The 18,087-nt window shown below is 43.2% G+C and carries 19 protein-coding genes; 17 read left to right on the top strand and 2 right to left on the bottom strand.

Annotated features, from left to right (window positions below; all coding sequences use genetic code 11):
• Positions 1–21 precede the first annotated feature (21 nt).
• The 17 genes from BKB51_RS01220 (at position 22) to BKB51_RS01140 (ending at position 16,532) form a co-directional block, all read left to right on the top strand.
• On the top strand, positions 22–444 hold the full coding sequence (locus BKB51_RS01220; RefSeq protein ID WP_085899272.1) for a Bbp16 family capsid cement protein: 423 nt from the start codon (positions 22–24) through the stop codon (positions 442–444).
• Entirely contained in the window at positions 444–680 is a 237-nt protein-coding gene (locus BKB51_RS01215) for a hypothetical protein (RefSeq protein ID WP_085899271.1), read from the top strand. Before BKB51_RS01220 ends, BKB51_RS01215 begins: the two co-directional genes overlap by 1 nt.
• Positions 681–784: 104 nt before the next feature.
• Positions 785–1,363 carry a phage connector family protein gene (locus BKB51_RS01210; protein ID WP_085899270.1) on the top strand — a complete coding sequence of 193 codons (579 nt, stop codon included), beginning with the start codon at positions 785–787 and terminating at the stop codon, positions 1,361–1,363.
• The gene (locus BKB51_RS01205; RefSeq protein WP_085899269.1) at positions 1,363–3,126 is read left to right on the top strand and encodes a phage tail protein; all 1,764 of its coding nucleotides are present in this window, start codon (positions 1,363–1,365) and stop codon (positions 3,124–3,126) included. The genes BKB51_RS01210 and BKB51_RS01205 overlap by 1 nt, the downstream gene beginning before the upstream one ends.
• 4 nt (positions 3,127–3,130) lie before the next feature.
• Entirely contained in the window at positions 3,131–3,730 is a 600-nt protein-coding gene (locus tag BKB51_RS01200) for a DUF6973 domain-containing protein (protein ID WP_085899268.1), read from the top strand.
• A gap of 702 nt (positions 3,731–4,432) precedes the next feature.
• Positions 4,433–4,876, top strand: coding sequence for a hypothetical protein (locus BKB51_RS01195; RefSeq protein WP_085899267.1), 444 nt, complete (start codon positions 4,433–4,435; stop codon positions 4,874–4,876).
• Positions 4,877–4,987: 111 nt separating this feature from the next.
• A complete protein-coding gene (locus BKB51_RS01190; RefSeq protein WP_085899266.1) occupies positions 4,988–5,566 on the top strand; it encodes a hypothetical protein in 579 nt (192 codons plus the stop codon).
• Positions 5,567–5,768: 202 nt separating this feature from the next.
• On the top strand, positions 5,769–6,110 hold the full coding sequence (locus tag BKB51_RS01185) for a hypothetical protein (protein WP_085899265.1): 342 nt from the start codon (positions 5,769–5,771) through the stop codon (positions 6,108–6,110).
• 224 nt (positions 6,111–6,334) lie between these two features.
• Positions 6,335–9,379 (top strand): hypothetical protein, encoded by a 3,045-nt coding sequence (locus tag BKB51_RS01180; protein WP_085899264.1) that lies wholly within the window; start codon positions 6,335–6,337, stop codon positions 9,377–9,379.
• 114 nt (positions 9,380–9,493) lie between these two features.
• Entirely contained in the window at positions 9,494–10,402 is a 909-nt protein-coding gene (locus BKB51_RS01175; protein ID WP_085899263.1) for a hypothetical protein, read from the top strand.
• Complete coding sequence (locus BKB51_RS01170) at positions 10,399–14,478, top strand: SPRY domain-containing protein (RefSeq protein WP_085899262.1); 4,080 nt, start codon at positions 10,399–10,401, stop codon at positions 14,476–14,478. Before BKB51_RS01175 ends, BKB51_RS01170 begins: the two co-directional genes overlap by 4 nt.
• 2 nt (positions 14,479–14,480) lie before the next feature.
• The gene (locus BKB51_RS01165) at positions 14,481–15,035 is read left to right on the top strand and encodes a hypothetical protein (RefSeq protein WP_085899261.1); all 555 of its coding nucleotides are present in this window, start codon (positions 14,481–14,483) and stop codon (positions 15,033–15,035) included.
• Between the two features lie 26 nt (positions 15,036–15,061).
• On the top strand, positions 15,062–15,232 hold the full coding sequence (locus BKB51_RS20680) for a hypothetical protein (RefSeq protein ID WP_158090104.1): 171 nt from the start codon (positions 15,062–15,064) through the stop codon (positions 15,230–15,232).
• Positions 15,229–15,600, top strand: coding sequence for a D-Ala-D-Ala carboxypeptidase family metallohydrolase (locus BKB51_RS01155; protein WP_085899259.1), 372 nt, complete (start codon positions 15,229–15,231; stop codon positions 15,598–15,600). The genes BKB51_RS20680 and BKB51_RS01155 overlap by 4 nt, the downstream gene beginning before the upstream one ends.
• A gap of 14 nt (positions 15,601–15,614) precedes the next feature.
• On the top strand, positions 15,615–15,932 hold the full coding sequence (locus BKB51_RS01150; RefSeq protein WP_085899258.1) for a hypothetical protein: 318 nt from the start codon (positions 15,615–15,617) through the stop codon (positions 15,930–15,932).
• The gene (locus BKB51_RS01145; RefSeq protein ID WP_085899257.1) at positions 15,929–16,117 is read left to right on the top strand and encodes a hypothetical protein; all 189 of its coding nucleotides are present in this window, start codon (positions 15,929–15,931) and stop codon (positions 16,115–16,117) included. The genes BKB51_RS01150 and BKB51_RS01145 overlap by 4 nt, the downstream gene beginning before the upstream one ends.
• Positions 16,110–16,532: a DUF1353 domain-containing protein gene (locus BKB51_RS01140; RefSeq protein WP_158090103.1), complete on the top strand. Its 423-nt coding sequence runs from the start codon at positions 16,110–16,112 to the stop codon at positions 16,530–16,532. Before BKB51_RS01145 ends, BKB51_RS01140 begins: the two co-directional genes overlap by 8 nt.
• Positions 16,533–16,633: 101 nt before the next feature.
• Here the strand turns inward: BKB51_RS01140 and BKB51_RS01135 are convergent, their stop codons facing one another.
• On the bottom strand, positions 16,634–16,924 hold the full coding sequence (locus BKB51_RS01135) for a putative quinol monooxygenase (protein ID WP_085899255.1): 291 nt from the start codon (positions 16,922–16,924) through the stop codon (positions 16,634–16,636).
• A gap of 93 nt (positions 16,925–17,017) precedes the next feature.
• A complete protein-coding gene (locus tag BKB51_RS01130; RefSeq protein ID WP_085899254.1) occupies positions 17,018–17,929 on the bottom strand; it encodes an AraC family transcriptional regulator in 912 nt (303 codons plus the stop codon).
• Positions 17,930–18,087: the final 158 nt, after the last annotated feature.

The raw sequence follows: 18,087 nt of genomic DNA, 5'->3' as shown, positions 1-18,087 counted from the left end.
AAATTTAGAGAGAGATTTAATATGATTCATAGTAAGCAACTCACCTTCTCTGATCAGCAGGCAATTACCAGTACTGCTGCATCAACCAACATTCTTGATCTTGGTGCAACCGGAACAGTTGTCGGTGCATCTGCTACGCTGCCAAGTAACCCTGGTGATGGTACTGCGGTGCCGTTGAATGTTCAGGTGACAGAGGATTTCAACAATCTGACGTCACTTAAGATTGGAATTGAAGTGGATAGCACAACAAGCTTCTCTTCTCCACGTGAAGTATTGTCCCAGTCTATTGTACGGGCCGACCTCGTCGCTGGTAAACAGACGTCTTTCCACATTCTGCCCAAAGGTCTGAATGAACGTTATATGCGTCTGCGTTATACCGTGACGGGCACAAATCCGACCAACGGTAAAATTTCGGCGGCAATTGTGGCCGGAGTGCAGAGTTAATGGCGCTGCGGGCAAAATCAGCAAAAGGGGTGACTGCAAAGGGGACGCGTAGTTCTGCACGATCAGTGTCTGCTGAAAGCCTTTCGGGTGTCCAAAATACTGTGTCGGAAGCTGTGTCGTTGAATGTACGGGCGATTGCCTTGGGCTATTACGGTGCCGAACTCAGGGAGGAGGGAGATACCTTTGAACTGAGAGAGGCAGAGCACTTTTCATCCAGCTGGATGGAAAGGATTTAGCGTCATCAAGGGTTAAAATTTCCTTTGATGTTTGAGAAAACGGGAGATCGGAACACTGATCTCCCGTTTTTATATTTTCCCATAATTACAGGTCAGGAAAACAGATGAGCAGCAAGGTTGAAATCTGTCGGGATGCTTTACAGATCCTGGGGGATAAATCGATTGTCAGTCTGGAAGACAGCAGCAAAGAAGCACGACAGTGCAAGATTGCCTATCCCAGAGCGGTAGAGACCGTCTTGCGTAGCTATCCCTGGTCGTGCGCCATTCGTCGGGTCAAACTGGCTGCATCAGCAGAAGTATCTGCTTTTGGAGAGTGGGAACGATATCGCCGCCCGGTTGATGACATTCAGGTTTTGCCGATCACAACGACAGGTGAAGCCAATGGCTTGCCCGTGACCTATCAACTAGAGGGACGGTATATCCTGTGCCACCAAGACGCACCGCTTTATTATCGCTATATCAGTAGTGAGGTTGAACCGTCTGATATGCCGCCGGATTTACGCCGTGTTGTGGCAACTCAGTTGGCCGTGAGATTGGCAGAGGTTCTGACCGGATCGCAAACCAAATTGAATATGGCTCTTGGTCTCTATCGGAATGATTTGGCTCAGGCAAAAGCCAACGACATGATGGAAGATGGTGTGAGTGATATTATGTCTTCATCATGGGTGGAGGCGCGAAACTGATGCCACCAAGAACCCTTCAGGCCAGCTTTGTTCGTGGCGAGATTACGCCCCGATTACATGGACGGGAAGATACACAACTTTACCAAACAGGATTGGCGCTGTGCGAAAACTGGATCGTCCTCCCGCATGGCGGCATGACGCGGCGTCCTGGAACACGATTTGTCGCAAAAGCAAAACATGCGGATAAACAATGTCGCCTTATTTCGTTCGAATATTCGACAGAAGACGCCTATATTCTGGAAATTGGCGATCTTTACATGCGGTTTTACCGTGATTTCGGGCAAATAGAAAAAGATGATGCCCCCTATGAAATTACCACGCCTTATAAGGAAGAAGAGCTGTTTGATCTGGTTTTTACCCAGACGGAAAACAGTCTGTGGATTGTGCACAAGGATCACCCGCCTAAAGAGTTGAAACGAAATGATCATGCCGATTGGGCCTTGGCGGATATTACCTTTACCGCCAAACCGTCGGAATGGAAGGCAGGGAATTATCCCAGACGCTGTTCCTTTTATCAGCAGCGATCTATTTTTGCCTCACCACCTGATCAGCCACAAACCATCTGGACATCGAAAACATCTAATGAGAAGAATTTCACTTTAGGCACCAATGCCGACGATGCGTTCAAAGCCACGATCAAGGCCGGACAAGTCAACCACATTCAATGGATGGTCGAGGGACGTGCCCTGATGATGGGGACGTCCGGTGCCACAAGGACTTTGAGTGGATCTTCGGCCAATGAAGCCTTAACGGTTACGTCGGTTATCAACCGTCGCCATACCACCGAGGGATCAGCGGCTATTCCGCCTATCCAGAAGGGGGAGGTGGCTCTATTTTTAAGCCGGAACAGAAAACGGTTGCATGAATTTGTGTTCTCGTTTGAGCGAGACAGCTTTATTGCGCCCGATCAGACCTTTTTATCTCAACATATAACGGGAACCGGGATCAAGGATATGGACATGGTCAATGACCCTGATTCCATTATCTGGATGGTCCGGGACGATGGGCAACTGGTAGGCGTTACCTATGAAAAATCTCAAGAGGTTGTCGCGTTCCACCGTCATAAGCTGGGCGGTTCAACAGACGAGCATGACTGGGGTGAAGTTGAAACCGTTGCTGTGACCTATGAAGCCAAGCGGGAAGTTTTGTGGCTGTCGGTCAAGCGTAAAGTCAATGGAGAAATCGTACGCCACATTGAATTTATGGAAGCCGGGTTTGATGATGGTCTGGACAAAAAAGACGCCTTCTTTGTGGATTGTGGCGGAACCTATGAAGGTGTCGCGGCGAACACCATCAATGGATTTGATCATCTGATCGGTGAAGGGGTGGATATTTTGCATGATGGCAAAGTGTCTCCGCGATCAACGGTGGCAAATGATGGCAAGGTATCGCTAAAAAATAACCGTACAGGTTTGAAAATTACAGCTGGCTTGCCTTACCAGTCGGTCGTACAGCCCTTGTCCCCGATTGTTGCTTTGCAAAATGGGACAGGCCGAGGCAAGAAAAAGCGTGTTGTTTCCATGGGCGTTGATGTGATGAACACGGGAACAATCGAAGCTGGGGACAGTTTGGAAGATACGCAAACGCATATCTTCCGTGATGGATCGACACCATTCGGACAATCCCCGGATCTCTACACCGGGTATCTGGAAATCGATCCGGAAAACGGCTTTAGCGATAAAGCACAAATTTTCATCAGAGCAAGACAACCGCTACCAGCCACGATCCGGTCACTCATCACAGAAGTACAGTCAGAGGGGTAAAGTTATGGGGTTTCTTGAAAATAAGTTTAATAAAGATATTACTGGGGTAAATAAAGATAGCAAAGAAAGACCCATAAGAGGAAACGGGCTGTACAACGGAAGATATGGAACGCTTCCTCTCCCAACAACAGAGCCTGTTAATGCAGAACAATATTACAGGTTCCTGAATTATAACCCAGAAGATGGGGGTGGAGATATAGGTAATTATATTCGCTATGGTGATCCAAGGGACATTATCAATGAAGCTGAAGAAGCTGCTCGTCAGTTGTTGCCAAGAGATAAAGAAGGAAAACCCTATAAAGGATTTGATGATGCACAAGATGCTGTACGGCATGCGTTGGGAAGTTATCTTTTAGTCAAGAAATATGGAGTTGATGTGGCAAAAGAAATAACTGATGGACATGAAAGAACTTCTTTCCCTTTAGGTTATATAGGGTTGGATGACGATAATAGAGAAAGTGAGTTGCAAGATCTTTATAACAATCGAGTTGGTCGAGATGCTGCAATGAATAAAAAGAATAAGAACTTAAAAACGGCTGATATAATTATGAAGCTTTATCAGGAAGGTAAACTTCAGCATTCTCCCTTTGTTTTGAAACGGTAATAAGTGATTAAAAATAAAGGGCTGAAAATTGAGACAAAACCAATAAACAAAATGCTATAAAAAAGAAGGTTGATGTGTGTAGTAAAGTGTTCTGCCGTTGACATCCCATAAATTTCAAAAATTAGTTGGCCCAGAGTTGGTGGGTAGGTTTTAAATAAAAGCCAAATTGTAAAAGCGCTACTCGTTAAGGTCCAAATAATTATTATTGCAATAAATGAATACTTCAAGAAGCTGTAATTTCTTATAATACTGCCCGCCCACAATTTGTACTGGAGTATTACCTTATCCAATATTTTTTTATTCTTAAGGTAAAACGGTCCTAATAAAGTAATTTTGAGGGATATAAACAAGAATAAGAAAAGCAGCAATGATACGGCGATATCCCGGAATTGACTGTACATTTGTAATTCGGGAGGCCGGAAATCTTTCCCGGCTCGTATAAGATCATTGGGTGTTAAAAATATAAAATAAAGAAATAGGCATAATGCGAAAAGTATACTTAGTGAAAAAGAAACTAATCGATATGTCCAAGGGTAATTGCTACAGTATTTTATAAGTATTTTTATGTGTTGGCCCATTATCAAAATTTTCGATGAAAAACATAAGTTAACGTGTCTCATGAAGGTGTAAGTAGATACCGGTCGGTTACATGTAACGATAGCTGGTTTCAATTTTATAAACAATTAAATAAAGGGAAAAGCTATGGGATGGTTCAAAAAGATATTTAAAAAAGTTGGAAATGTATTGAAAGATGCAGCCCCAGCTATTGGTGCGCTGGCGGGGATTGGCGGATTGGGAGCTACTGCTGGTTTGCTTGGGGCAGGTGGGGCACTTTTTAACGGTTTTGCCGAACGCAAACGGGCAAAAAAACAGGCTAAAATGGCTCGACGGTTTGCGGCACAGGAGGCCGCGATCAGTCGGCGAAATACACAACGTTTGGCGGGGCAGCAGCGCGCGAACTTCGCTGCGGCAGGCTTGAAGATTGAAGGCAGTCCTGCTCTGTTGATTGAAGAAACTGAAAAACTGGGGGCGCAGGAAGTGGATAATATTCTCTACGCCGGGAATCAGAAAGCCAAAGCTTATAAACGTGCCGGAAACAACGCTATGATCGGTGGTTTTTTGAATGCAGGATCAAGCTTCTTATAGATAATGATATTTTAAAATAGAGATCTAATCCCTTTATATCTTATGGTTGAATAAAGTGGCGCTTTCTGAGTTAATTGGCTATCTGAATTTGATAGTAAATGAGATCATTGAATGTTTATGACAGCTATTCAGTCACGTTTTAAGGAAATAGAATTCAAACGGGTATTGAAAGCCTTCATCATTTCTATACTGGTTCTTTTTCTTCTGACCTTTGTATATGAATTTATTGATAAAATTTATTATGACTTTATTTCTATAGATGAAAAGAACCCTCAAAAGACAAATATGCTTCTGGAGAGAGCTCTGGAGTTGATCATAAAGTTTTCGCTTTATTTAGTTCTCTATCAAATTCCGTCAAATTTGCCTGTTCTCCTGGGGGGATTGGTCCTGAATTTCTTTAAAGTGAAACGGATCATTTGGACATATTTGCTCTTTGTTATCTGCTTCATTTCATATGATATTTATAACCTGTTTGAATTTATGTATCCACGTCAAGGTCCATCAACGTTTGGTTATAGCACGAGGGATTGCGTGGCTATTGTTGACAATGTTCGGACCGCTTGCGGGTATGAAATCTGGGCAAAAGGTTTTTTTGTGGATTTAGCTGAAGGTTTGATTGGCGCAGCTGTTTATCTAAGATTCTATAAAAGAGGAAACAAAGAAAATGTCAGACAAATGGCAGTTAAATGAAGATGGTACGGCAACGTTTTTCACGGATGAATATGGCGCTGTCACAATTGATCTGTAGGATGTTTTAATCCGCCACTTCAGATCATAGTTTTTACCTTATCGTGTATAATCTCTAATTTCTTTTTTAGGTCCACGCATTGCTGCTGGACCTGTTTTCTTCTGTCACAAATTCAGTTGGTTCAAGCTCAAAGGGTTTCCAAAAATGCCAAATATTCCGGATAGTCGTACACCAGAAACTGTTAGATTTCAGCTTCCCGATGAGAATGTCAAAGATCTTGTCGATGGGTATGAGTCTTTGGTGAAGGGAATTAAACGCAGGGGCTGGGATAAAAAACTGGATGCCTTTTTCTTTGGTGAACCAGAGGATGTTATTGATTCTGATGAAAAGCTTAAAAGCCATCGAGATGAGGCTTTAGAAGAGAAAGCCAAGATGAATAAGTTGAGAAAGCAGGCCGTTCACGAGAAATATAATCCAGGCTTACTTGGGGGGTATGCTGCTAATTCTTCATTGCTGTTTCGGACGAAGAAAACACGAAGGGTATAGGAAAATAATCTCTGAGAGCGCTTCGATTTGTTCGTTATTGAAAGAACATAAACAGAGGTTTGTGACCTAGCTAGTCTTTGTGTTGTTGCTTTCTCGTTGTCCCGTTTGCGGGCAGATAAAGCTTATCCAAAATCACCATACCTAATTTGCAAGGTCCGGTAGTTTATACACTGGGCCTTTTTTTATTCCGAGTATTTCTGGCTCGTACAACGAGGTTTTTTGCCATGCGAAACATTCCTGATAATCAGGTATCGACCACAGCTCGATTTGAACTTCCTGAAGAAAACAGCGCCACAATTGAAAATGGCATTTCCCACCTTTCCAGTACCGTCGTATTGCGTGAAACCCAAGAAAATAAAGAACAGAAAACATACCGGACGGAAAATGCTGATGATGGTGGACTGTTGGATGATATAAAATCCGGGATAGATACTGTATCAGAATACTTGCACAACACTTTGCAGGATGTGGATCTCCATGACGGCATTTCTGAGCTTACCACAGATATCTATCGGGGAGTTGTTGATCTAATCAATTTTGAAAATCTTTCCCCAACAGAAGTTCGGAAAAAAGTAGATCAGGAGTATGGCGGAATAAAAGCCGAACTTTCTACACGTTATAAAAAGGAGACTTCAGAACAAGCACACCAGTTTGACGAAAAACTGGATAAAAAGATCAGTGCCGATAAACAGTATATTGAAAGTTTGCAGCAAAGTGCTTACCAGAAAAAAGCTTTTGGTACGATTGACCGTCTAGCTAAGAAATATGGTCATGGTGTTACGCAAAGTCCGGAAACCTTGACGGATGCCATGATTGCGATTGAGGATACTGTTAATAAGCTGGCTCCCGGAATTGGGCGGGAAGGGGCCATAAACAAAATAAGAGAAACCCGGGGATTACTGTTTAGCAACACCTTACAGGGATATGCGGATCAAAAAAACTATATTGCAGTACAATCTCTTTTGGATGGCATTGATCCGGTGACGAATGCTAAATTAAACAGTGGCGATTATATCACAGCAGAAGAGAGAGACTATTTCCAAAACCTGGCTGGCAAAGGACTAAGGCGTGAGGCGGCATACCAATTACTGGATGAAGTTGAGGCCCAGGTTATATCAACGGATGAGTTGTTGGATGCTTTGCAAAATCATCCCGATAGCAGTCTTGGTCAGGAAGCACTGTCCCTTTGGCAAGACAGAAAGCGAATTGAAAAAAAGGTAAACAGAGACCGGGCCAAAAAACAACGCTATTCAGTATGGCAAAATATTACAGAGACTAACGGTAATGTTGATGTCACTGATTTACCTTTGGATCTATCCGATGAAGATCGGGATCTATTCATTTCCTATCTGAATAATAAAGATGATCTGAACATGGGATTGTATGATCCCAAAGGTCCGGGTGCCAAGATTCCGGACGTGCTCCTTTATGAAATAAAGAAGTTGCAGATAGCGAACCCGGACATTTTCGCAGATCGGGATTTATCTGGTTATTTTAAGAGTTTGTCCCCAAAGCAAATTGCCGGGGTCATGGCAATGCAAGAAAACGGACTTGATCCAAAGGGTGCCGCCAGTTTCAAAATGCGTGAAAGAGAGGCCCTCAGGGTCTGGAAACAAGTAACAGGCCGTAATGGTTATGACGAACCGGATCGGCAGGATTTTATTAACTTCAGCATTCGTTTCGGCGAAGAAATTGACGACTTTATTACGCTTGAAGAAAGACCTGCAAGCGGTGGGGATATCAACAAAATCGCCAACAGGATGATTGAAAATGATGAGATGATTTCACTAGAGAACGTGGATGAAGCACTTAGCGATGGAGAACAAGAGTTCTTTGAAAATGAAAGAGATTTAAGTGTAGGTTTCCCAGTAACTGTATCAAATGAAGAAGAATTTAACAATTTAATTGAAAAGCAGGTTGAACTTCCAGAAGGAGTGACAGCAACTTTTGTAGAAGATGAACAGACAGCTCTTGATGATAAGCATACAGGAAAACCAAGCTACAATGTTATCTTTCACGATTCAGATGGAAATCTTATAGATGGCCCTGCAACTATGAAACGCCTTCCTGGAGAGCCTAACAAACAAAGCCATCTTAGGTATGTGCCAGGAGAGGGTTTTTTGAAAGATGAACCAAGAAACCAAAAACAATACAATCTGGCAAGTATGGCTGCCAGGGATTATATCTACGGAATTCGTGGACGGCATTCAGTAAATGAAGATGAAGAAAAAGAGATCTTCCTATTAGCTGAAAATATCTACGGCATTATCCGGGAAGAGTACGGTGATGAGAATCATATACCACAAGGGGAAATCTATACCATGATTGATGACCTTGCCGCGAAAGGTAAGGCTCCTCGATTAAATGGATATAAACCGCCAACTACACAATTAGGGCGAGATTTAGAGAAATACTATAAAGAAACGAGTGTATTTGGACGGTTTAGAGATGGGTTTATGTATGGCGCAAGAGGGATTATGGCCTCAGGTAATATTTCAATTGGGTTGAATCATCTTCAATTGCAAGAATATTTTGAATCTCTGTCTGACAGGGAAACAAAATCTCTTGAAAACCAAGAAGCACTACTCCGTGAATTTGCTCTAAAGAATGGAACAAATTTCGAAGAAGATCAGTATATCCTTGGGCCATCTCAGAGAAAAATAAAATATTACAATAATCAGGCTAAGAAATATCAAGAAAATTTTATTGGCTTTATTAAAAACGGAGCTGAGTTCCATGAATTGATGAAGCAAGGGCGTCGAAATCCAGTTATAGTGGCAATGGAAAAAGTAGAAAATCCAGACGAATTTTGGGAGTTGATGTCTTATGATCCTATGGGGGTTGTTGGACAATATTTTCTAGAGAATTTGGCTAGCACTGCGGTAGATATGGCTAGTGGTGTCGTCGGAGGCCCCGCTGCAAGTGCTGCAGTTTCAGGCTCATTAGAGCACTCTAAGGTTCTAATGGAAAAACTGGAAGAATATGGTGCAGATTTGAAGGATCCCAAAAGCATCCAAGAAACAATGACGGAATATGGTGACGAAATAAGAAAAGACGCAAGAGTGCAAGCATTTGTTGCTGGTGCTGCGAGTGTTATGACGGGGGGGATGGTTAACTCTGCAGTTAAAAATCCGATTGTTCAAAAGGCATTAGAACCAGGTGGCAAGGTTGTCGAAGTCATAGGAGAAAATACTGTTTCTGCTGTTGGGAATGTTTTTTTGACACCATCTTCTAAAGCTGTTGTTCGAGATGTGATTAGAGTACCTTAAAACGTTTTTTGAGATGAATTGTTCATCTCCGATCCTCCATCTATAATCGTTCTTGGATAAACAGGTCTCAACCTCTGCTTTTTAGCGGAGGTTTTTTTATTGGGGAAATCTGACATGACTATTTCTGCGACACCGCGGAGGGCCTCTTACACCGGGGATGGCTCTACGGTAACTTTTGCTGTGCCCTTTAAGTTCCTTGCCGATAGCCATTTGAAGGTGGTGGTGACAACGGTGAATGGTGGGGAGACGGTTGTTACCCCATCACAAATCATCGGGGCGGGAACAGAAAATGGCGGCTCTGTTACACTTTCTTCTGCACCTGTCATTGGGGATACGGTTACTGTTCTTGGGGCGACACCATTGGAGCAGCAGACTGATTTGGCGGTATCAGACGGTATGCCCGCCGATGTTATCGAGACAGCTGTTGACCTACTGACCATTCAGAATCAGGAGCAGGACGTACAGATTGGTCGGGCAATCAAGTTACCAATTGCCTATTCAGGGGATGAGTTGCAATTCCCGGCACCGGTGCCCAATGAAGTTCCCTATTACGATGAAACTGGCAAGTTGGTGATGTCATCAGTTGGCTTTAGCACCTTGATGTCGACTGTTCAGGATTTGATTAATCTCGCCAATGACACCGGTCAGGCACATACCCATGATTTTTCGGTTTTGACCGGAACAGATCAGATTCTTTTGGCGAATTTATCCCGAATTTTGGGGGTGAGTTACCCGACCGCTGTTAATTCATATGGCAATACGACAGATAATCCTGTGATTGATCTGACCAAAACTTTCCTCACATCAATGACCAATAATGGCAATGGGGTCATTACAGCAGATAAGAGCAATAATAATGCCGTTGATGTCTGGTTGACCAATGGACCGACAGCAGGGGCATTGGATATTTCCAGCTTTGATTATGTGAAGGGATCATTTGGTGTCGGGGACGGTGTGATCACCATCATGCATATGTCTACCGTCAACGGCATTGCCCGCGTTGCGTTAGAGGTGTTGGAATGAGAGCTCTTTATTCAGGTACTGACGGCTGGCAAAATGATCTTGAGGCTTCCCTTGTTCTAAACAACAATTCGTACTTACGTCGAGTGCCAACCGTTACAGGAAACCGTCGTCAGTTTACAATCTTGATGAACATTCGTCGTATTAACCACGACCAACAACATTGGTTAGTTAACGCCGGAACAACATTTTACTATCGTATCCGGGCTGATGGGAAGATTGAGATTGGTGGTGTTGCTGCTGTTGGTGCATTTATTTCAGATAAAGTTATTCGTGACACTGAATGGTTTTTTTTAGGTGCCGCTTATGACAGCGTGGCGAGAACAATTAAAGTTGTCATGAATGATGAAGAGCTAACCGGGGCCTTAACACTGCCTTCCGCTAACTATCAAACAAATATGAACCTTGCGGGTGCCAATCAGGATATTGGTACATACAATAACAACACCTCGAAGGATAGTAATTATTGCATCTCTGATGTGGTCATTCTCGATGGTGAAGTCCTGACGCCACAGGAAATGATCAATTACCGAACTCAGAATGTGCCTTTTGGTAATAATGTCATCACCACGACGAAGCGGTTCACCACTGAGGGACAGCAAGAGCGGTTCTATAGTCTCGCCACGAATGATCCTGCTCAGATCACTAACAACGTGATCAATGACGAAAGCCAATACATTTATAGAGCCTCTACAAGCTGGTCTTCAGTACATACAGAAGATTTACCTAGAACTGGTAAGTATCTTGTGGAAATTACAGCGTTAGATGTTGAAGACGTCCAAGCAGGTGTAGCCCCATCATCCCACAAAAATAATACCACATACATTGGCTACCCTTGGTCAGGGGCTGCGGGGGCATACTTCGCAAGAGCTGCGGGATTGATAGCATATAATGCTGGGGTGCTTGAAAGCCCTATGGTGGGCGCTCCTGCTTCCAGTTCGCGTGTGGGTGGGATTTCTTCATTCTGCATAGATATGGACGCAAAGAAACTTTACTTTGCTTATGATGGAGTTTTTGTAACAGGTCAAGATCCTGCAGCTGGCACTGGTGGTTATATCTTCTCTGGTGATGACGATTTCAAATTTTATGTATCTCTCTATGCAATGCTAGGTGCAAGGGTCAACTTCGGTCAAGCTGACTACAAATGCCCTGTCGCTGGGTACGGCCCCCTTAAAGAACCAGCAAAGTCAAACCTCAAACGATGTAAATTATTTCCGTTTCCTAATCGTGCTTTATCCGGCTTACGTCAACGCCAGTTATGGATTGATGAGGCGAGTGGATCGTGGTGGAGTGCTTACAGCAACTTTGTACTTAATAAGGGCAAAATTTACATTGAGTTCACTAACCAAACTTCGGATGTAAATTCGGTAGCTTGGGGGATGACTAATGACCTTGGTGGGATTAATACCTTTGCTTCAAATGCGACATTTGGAAATGCAAACGCAAACTCTATTGGAATGTATCTTGACGCGGCAAATCATTATCACCAAGAGCACGGTAATACAGGATCTTGGCCTACAAATGTTGGCGGAGGCAAATGGTTTGGTGCACAGCGTAGTGATGAAACCACCAAAATAGCTATCGACTTCGATGCTGGCCTTTGGTGGTACGGATCAGATGATGAATGGGTCGGTGATCCTGCGTTGGGCACTGGTGGCTTAACAATTCCAACAGGACGTGATTGGAAGCTTTGGGTTTCAGCACACACGTATGGTGGTGGTCTGTTTAACTTCGGTGACAGCCCTTGGGAACACACGCCACCAACAGGCTTTAAAGGCCCTGCTGAGTTTGACTTTGATAGTTTGCGTCCACTCCTTAAAGATGAATTTTATAAGCCAACTGAAAACACCCTAACACTATCTAATGGTAATCTTACAGTAGACACTAACGGTACTAATACGTGGCCTTCCACCTACTCCAAGAACACCATGAAAACGGGTAAGTATTACGGTCGGTTCATTATGAATGCCCCCGATCACTTAATGATCGGAATAGCGGGACCAATAACAAAATCCTTTGAGCTAGATACTTATACAAGAAGCGATGCATACGGCATGTACTTCCAGCCTACTGATGGCCCTCGTATATATAGAGCAGGTAGTGCTGGCTCTATATATTCCCCTAACCCTTCTGCGGGGGATGTTGCTGAGGTCTTTGTTGATCTTGACGCTAAGTTGATGTGGCAAAAGGTGAACGGTACTCTCATCTTTGGGGATAATGAAGCTGGCACTGGTGCTATGGGCCTCAACGCTAATAATGTTGAATATTCTTGGTGGTTAGGCGCTTATCGCAATGGCTCAGTTACGTGGGATGTTAATGCCGTAGCTCCTGCGGGGTGGCAAGCCCTTAACGCTGAAACGGCCTATCAGCCAGAGCGTGAGTACGGCCCGAACGGTACACAGCTATTATTTGAAGATGGGGGTAATCTTGGGAAATCCTCTGCCGGTAATCTTGTGCCGTGGAGCTTAACGGGAATTACATCAGAGGATCAGCTAACAGACACGCCGGGGGACCCTTATCCAATACTGAGTACCATAATGAACGGTGCCTCTGGCATTAGCCACGGCGGAACTAGATTGTCTGCCTCCGGTGTTACACGACATGCCCAAAGTTCTATGCCTATGTCATCTGGAAAATGGTATTGGGAAGTCACCATTTCCGGTGGGGCTAATCCAAGCCAAGGGGCAGTTGGTATTGTTCCTGCTGGTGCACAGTTATCTGGTGCTTGGTATATTAATGAGAAAACGTATGGATATTACGGTTATAATGGGACTGTTTATTCTAACAATGTTCAAGGATCTACAGGCCTTACCTACACCACTGGAGATGTAATCGGCGTCGCACTTGATCTTGATACTAATGAGATTGAGTTCTTCAAAAATAATGCGTCCAGAGGCAAGTTCCTTGTTAATGCGGAACCGTCTTACGTTGCTGCGGTTGGGCAGGTTAGCTCTGCTTCAGGCTCGAACATTTGGGATATAAACTTTGGGCAGAAACCATTTACATATCCTATTCCGACAGGCTTCAAGGAACTAAAAGGCTCCAACCGGGAAACACCTAAGCATCACGGGCGGGATAAGTTTGATGTTCTTTTAAGGTATTCAGATAACACTGAGACCAAAGTTTATCCTGCTGTCAAACCCGCCGTTGTCTGGACGAAATCTCGTAATGGTGCTTATAGCAACTCTCTTTATGATGTTTTGCGAGGTGCAGGAAAGTATCTCAGAACAGACACAACAAACGCTGAGGGAGATTATATTGAAACTCTCAAGTTGTTTGAGGATGATGGTTATACCCTTGGTACATCAAACGAGAGTAATCGAGCGAGTAATAATTACGTTGATTGGGTGTTTGGTCTTGATGGTACGGAAGTCACTAATAACGACGGTACAATCCCTTCTCAGGTTATAGCCGATAGCTCTGGTTATATGTCGATTGCTAAATACGTAGGCAACCAAACGCAAGGTGCAACTTATGGGCATGGCCTAGATGATATTCCTGAATTTGTAATCGCTAAAGCACTATCAGGGGCAACAGGTTGGGTTTGTTGGCACAAAGATTTGGCTACAGCTTCTTACGGCATATTCCTGAACTCAAATGCTTCTCAAAACAACCCTGCGACTGACTATTTTGAGCGAAATATCGCCACTGATTTAGTTATGGGTCTTGGGGCCAATGATGATGCTAACGACAATGGGCCTATGCTTACTTATAACTTTAAGTCTGTTAAGGGGCTTTCAAAAGTATTTAGTTACGATGGGAATAGTAACACTAACGGACCCCATGTCGCTTTAGACTTTAAGGCTCGTTTTGTCATGATCAAGGCGGTCAATAACAGCACCCATTGGTACATCATTGATACAGAGCGTAATACTATTAACGAAATGAAAACTCCTCTGTATGCAAACCTTTCTAATGTTGAAGGGTCGTGGGCCTACGGCATTGATGTAACGGCTAACGGTATCACAATTCGTCAACCTGCGGGTTATGGGCTGAATAATGCCGGAATCACCTACATCGGCCTCGCAATCGCAGACCTCGCTGGCGGCGGCAACCTTCCAGCTATCTTGGGGAATTAATCATGAAATATACAATTGAAAAAAATGGGGTCCTTGTTTCCCAAATAAGCGGTTGGACACCCGGACTAGCAAAGAAATGTAACCTTATAGGGAACAAACAGGCTCCTCAAGGTTTGCCATTTGATTTGGGGGATGGCGCGACGCTTAGGGTTGTTCGGACTGTTAAAGCTAGTCCAACATCTTATCAATATGTTGTTGATGATGGTGGTGCATTGGTCGGGAATGAATGGGTTATCTCTCAAACAGCAAAGGACAAACCTACAGATCAAATTAGCACTCAAAAACGATTAGATATTAATATTGAAGCTGCTCGTCGGATCGAAAACATCGCACCGATCTGGAAACAGATTAGGGGGAGTGAACGTGCCATTGAATTACTTGAGATAAAAAACACGAGGGAGTGGGGTGAAGATGAGATTGTTGAGGCTGATTATCTTCGAGCAAAACGTAAAGAAATTGAGGCCATTCGCTCAAGGTCAAATGCTTTGATGCTTCTACCAGATGAAGAATTGATAAAAGTCGATGTTCTTGATGATATAACATGGCAAACATCATGATTGATACAGTGCTAAGAGGAGAAAACATGGATAAACTTATCGGTGTTACCGCTGTATCAACTCCTTTGTGGCTTCATTATTTTAACACAGGTATCGCGATTTGTGTTGGTCTTGGAGGCGTGTTGTTACTTGGCTTCAGGATAGCAAAGGCCAGACAAGATTACTTAAAGGCGAAAGAGGAGAGGGGGAAGTCATGACAAAATTGAATTGGCCCGACTATCCCAACTTCTCGGCCTCAGAGCTTGCTTGTAAGTGTGGCTGTGGGCGTGCTGATATGAAGCCTGAGTTTATGGAAAAGCTGCAAGAACTTCGTAATCAGGTTGGACCACTGGAAATTACAAGTGGTTTTCGATGTCGGAGCCACCCCGTCGAGAAAAATAAGAAAAGACCCGGCGCACATTCAGCAGGACTTGCTGCGGATATCATCCCGCTTAAGGCAAGGCGTTACGATTTACTCACCACCATTAGCGACATGCGTTTTAAAGGCATTGGGGTTGCTAAATCTTTCATTCACATAGACGAGGGCCACCCATACGCATATCGCCCCGCGTCCTGGAGTTATTAGGGAAGCTATTCACCATGAAACACATACTGATGACAGTCGCTCTTGTAGCGGCTTTTTTTATGTCTGCCTGCACAACACCGGGCGGCAATCGTCTGAGTGCTGAACAACAGGTGCAGATTACCTGCGAAGGCATTATCTCAACGGTGCGGGTCCTTGCTGGCTATCGTGTATCCGGTGAGTTGTCAGAGGAAACCGTGAAGACAGTTTCTGATCTGATGCCATCCACTGTGAAGCTCTGCTCTGGCGAGGTGACAGATTATCAATCTGCCCTGACCACCTTGCAGGAAACCGCTTTTGTCCTTCTGACTGTAAAGAAAGGTGTTGAATCATGAACCCGGCAACAATCGCAACAGTAAACGCGCTTATTGAAATCGGTGTGTTTGCATTTAAATCAATCAAGGCGGTTCAACACGGTGATAAAACGCCTGAAGAGATCCGTGCCGAATGGCCAGCAATCTCAGCAAAGCTGGACGATGCCTGGGCAGAATGGGAAGCGGCGGGTAAAAACAATGGCTAAGGTGTACGAGTTCACACCTGAATACGACATAGCCCAGATTAAAGCATCGCGCCCGTCCGGTGCGGTGCTGGTCTGGGTGTCGCCCGAAGATCCTGACAACCCTTTTACGGCTGCGTGTGCCCATAAGATCACCGGACCAAGGGGCATGGATGTGATTGTGCCGGGTGGCTTTAATTATGACGGCGCATCTGTTCCACGTCCTTTATGGTGGTTTATCCATCCCGCCGATGCGCGTTTTTTCAGGGCAGCAACTCTGCATGACTTACTCTATGCAAGCCGTGAAGGTTCAAGAACTGTAGCAGATGCTATTCTGCGTATTGTCGCGGAACAAGATCGTATGCCGTGGCTCAAACGTTGGGTTGCTTATATTGCTGTTAGGCTGGGCGGGCAGGCTGCTTGGTTGGATGATGGTTAATCTCAAGATGATAATTTTTAGTTTGTCTCCGTATGTATTTTATAAAAAAGACACCTAATAAAACTATATTACTGAGTTTTATTAGGTGTCTTGTCTTTTGATCAAAGGTCTTGTGGCGCAAAGTATTTTACAATAGGTGGTTCGAGAAAGTATGTAACAAGTTCCTGCATAATACCATTCTCGGTTATGAACTTGATATAGGCCTTATGCTCTTCAATAGATGCCCAATCTTCATCTATAAGCATTTCTTTTCTGCTAGGATCGAAGAGTATATTCACTCGAATATTGCCAGGAAACTGGCGTACATTTGGTAGGTTTTGTTTTAAAAAAGTAATTAGAGTATCTGTTTTGTCGGTATTAATCTGACAATTTAACGTTACTCTTACAGACATAGTTTTTCTCCATATTATATTGATATGGAGATGCTATGTATTTATAGAAATTAAAACTGCCCAGAAAATGTCAAGAGTACCGTTTTTGTTTCATTAAGTTATAAAACGGCGATATTCTTTTGGTGTCATACCATAAGATTCTTTGTAAGATTTAATAAAGTGTGAAACGTTTTCATAGCCAATATCGAGCGCAATTTCTGTAATGGTTTGATTCTGTTTTCTTAGAAGTTTTTCTGCATAAGACAAACGTTGTTTTTTTAACCACTGTTTTGGGGGCATGTTATAGCTGGCACGGAAATCTCGATTGAAACTTGATAAACTTCTTCCTGATAATCTTGCTAGATCCGCAATACTGAGTTTCAGGTGTTCCGGATTTTGTAGCAGCCTTTTTACATTTCTTTTTGCAGATCGAGGTCGCTGCTGGGCAATAAGTGATGGCAGATTAATTTCTGGATTAGAGAGAGCTAATAGATTTAAAAACTCCAAAAGTTTACTTCTTAATAGCCCTTTAGAAGAAAGTTGTTGCTCATTAAAGAGCCTTAGCGACTGGAAGTAATGTTTAAAGGCAATGTTACTTTTAATATTTAAAAATTTGACTTCATTCTTTTGTTTATTTCGATTTCTAATGATTTGGTCGGCGAGAAAATTTTTTACAACATTTGCATCCAAGAAAATTAGAAAAGCTTTCAGTTGGCCCGACGTTCTGACGTAATCACTATGTAAATTAATACCATAAGGAAGAAACGTTATCGTGTCGGCATTTATTGTAACAATATTCCCATCGGATGAGGTTATACGTTCTTTGCCCTGTTCGGCGTATATAAAACATGGTGTGTTACAGTAAAACTCAACGTTTACGAGGTCTTTTTTCAGCTCTTTATAATAAACGGCATTATTTCCATCTTTCATCAAGCAAGACGCTTCCACGAAATTATCTAATGCTTGCGGTAAAACAAGTATGTTCTTGGTTGTGAATTTTGCAATGGTTTGTGATGGATTGACCATTTTGTTAATCGATTTCTGTGTAATGTTTAATTATTGTCAGTTTGTTTATCAAGTAGCACATTGACCACCAAAATACTCTGCGTCATTTTGCTTTATAAATTTAACCGTTTATGAATTTGTTAGCTTAGCTACTATAATTTAGAATCCAAGCTTTCTAA

The organism is Kiloniella majae (assembly GCF_002118315.1).
GTDB classification, from domain to species: domain Bacteria; phylum Pseudomonadota; class Alphaproteobacteria; order Kiloniellales; family Kiloniellaceae; genus Kiloniella; species Kiloniella majae.
The sequence above is the reverse complement of the archived record's forward strand: the minus strand, read 5'-3'. Positions and strand labels throughout refer to the sequence as shown.

Excerpts from the sequence above, each read along its gene's own strand:
- BKB51_RS01220 (WP_085899272.1), top strand. The coding sequence starts at position 22 with ATGATTCATAGTAAGCAACTCACCTTCTCTGATCAGCAGGCAATTACC.
- BKB51_RS01155 (WP_085899259.1), top strand. The coding sequence starts at position 15,229 with ATGACAAAATTGAATTGGCCCGACTATCCCAACTTCTCGGCCTCAGAG.
- BKB51_RS01140 (WP_158090103.1), top strand. The coding sequence starts at position 16,110 with ATGGCTAAGGTGTACGAGTTCACACCTGAATACGACATAGCCCAGATT.
- BKB51_RS01175 (WP_085899263.1), top strand. The coding sequence starts at position 9,494 with ATGACTATTTCTGCGACACCGCGGAGGGCCTCTTACACCGGGGATGGC.
- BKB51_RS01195 (WP_085899267.1), top strand. The coding sequence starts at position 4,433 with ATGGGATGGTTCAAAAAGATATTTAAAAAAGTTGGAAATGTATTGAAA.
- BKB51_RS01200 (WP_085899268.1), top strand. The coding sequence starts at position 3,131 with ATGGGGTTTCTTGAAAATAAGTTTAATAAAGATATTACTGGGGTAAAT.
- BKB51_RS01135 (WP_085899255.1), bottom strand. The coding sequence starts at position 16,924 with ATGTCTGTAAGAGTAACGTTAAATTGTCAGATTAATACCGACAAAACA.
- BKB51_RS20680 (WP_158090104.1), top strand. The coding sequence starts at position 15,062 with ATGGATAAACTTATCGGTGTTACCGCTGTATCAACTCCTTTGTGGCTT.
- BKB51_RS01190 (WP_085899266.1), top strand. The coding sequence starts at position 4,988 with ATGTTTATGACAGCTATTCAGTCACGTTTTAAGGAAATAGAATTCAAA.
- BKB51_RS01145 (WP_085899257.1), top strand. The coding sequence starts at position 15,929 with ATGAACCCGGCAACAATCGCAACAGTAAACGCGCTTATTGAAATCGGT.
- BKB51_RS01215 (WP_085899271.1), top strand. The coding sequence starts at position 444 with ATGGCGCTGCGGGCAAAATCAGCAAAAGGGGTGACTGCAAAGGGGACG.
- BKB51_RS01185 (WP_085899265.1), top strand. The coding sequence starts at position 5,769 with ATGCCAAATATTCCGGATAGTCGTACACCAGAAACTGTTAGATTTCAG.
- BKB51_RS01165 (WP_085899261.1), top strand. The coding sequence starts at position 14,481 with ATGAAATATACAATTGAAAAAAATGGGGTCCTTGTTTCCCAAATAAGC.
- BKB51_RS01130 (WP_085899254.1), bottom strand. The coding sequence starts at position 17,929 with ATGGTCAATCCATCACAAACCATTGCAAAATTCACAACCAAGAACATA.
- BKB51_RS01150 (WP_085899258.1), top strand. The coding sequence starts at position 15,615 with ATGAAACACATACTGATGACAGTCGCTCTTGTAGCGGCTTTTTTTATG.
- BKB51_RS01210 (WP_085899270.1), top strand. The coding sequence starts at position 785 with ATGAGCAGCAAGGTTGAAATCTGTCGGGATGCTTTACAGATCCTGGGG.
- BKB51_RS01180 (WP_085899264.1), top strand. The coding sequence starts at position 6,335 with ATGCGAAACATTCCTGATAATCAGGTATCGACCACAGCTCGATTTGAA.
- BKB51_RS01170 (WP_085899262.1), top strand. The coding sequence starts at position 10,399 with ATGAGAGCTCTTTATTCAGGTACTGACGGCTGGCAAAATGATCTTGAG.
- BKB51_RS01205 (WP_085899269.1), top strand. The coding sequence starts at position 1,363 with ATGCCACCAAGAACCCTTCAGGCCAGCTTTGTTCGTGGCGAGATTACG.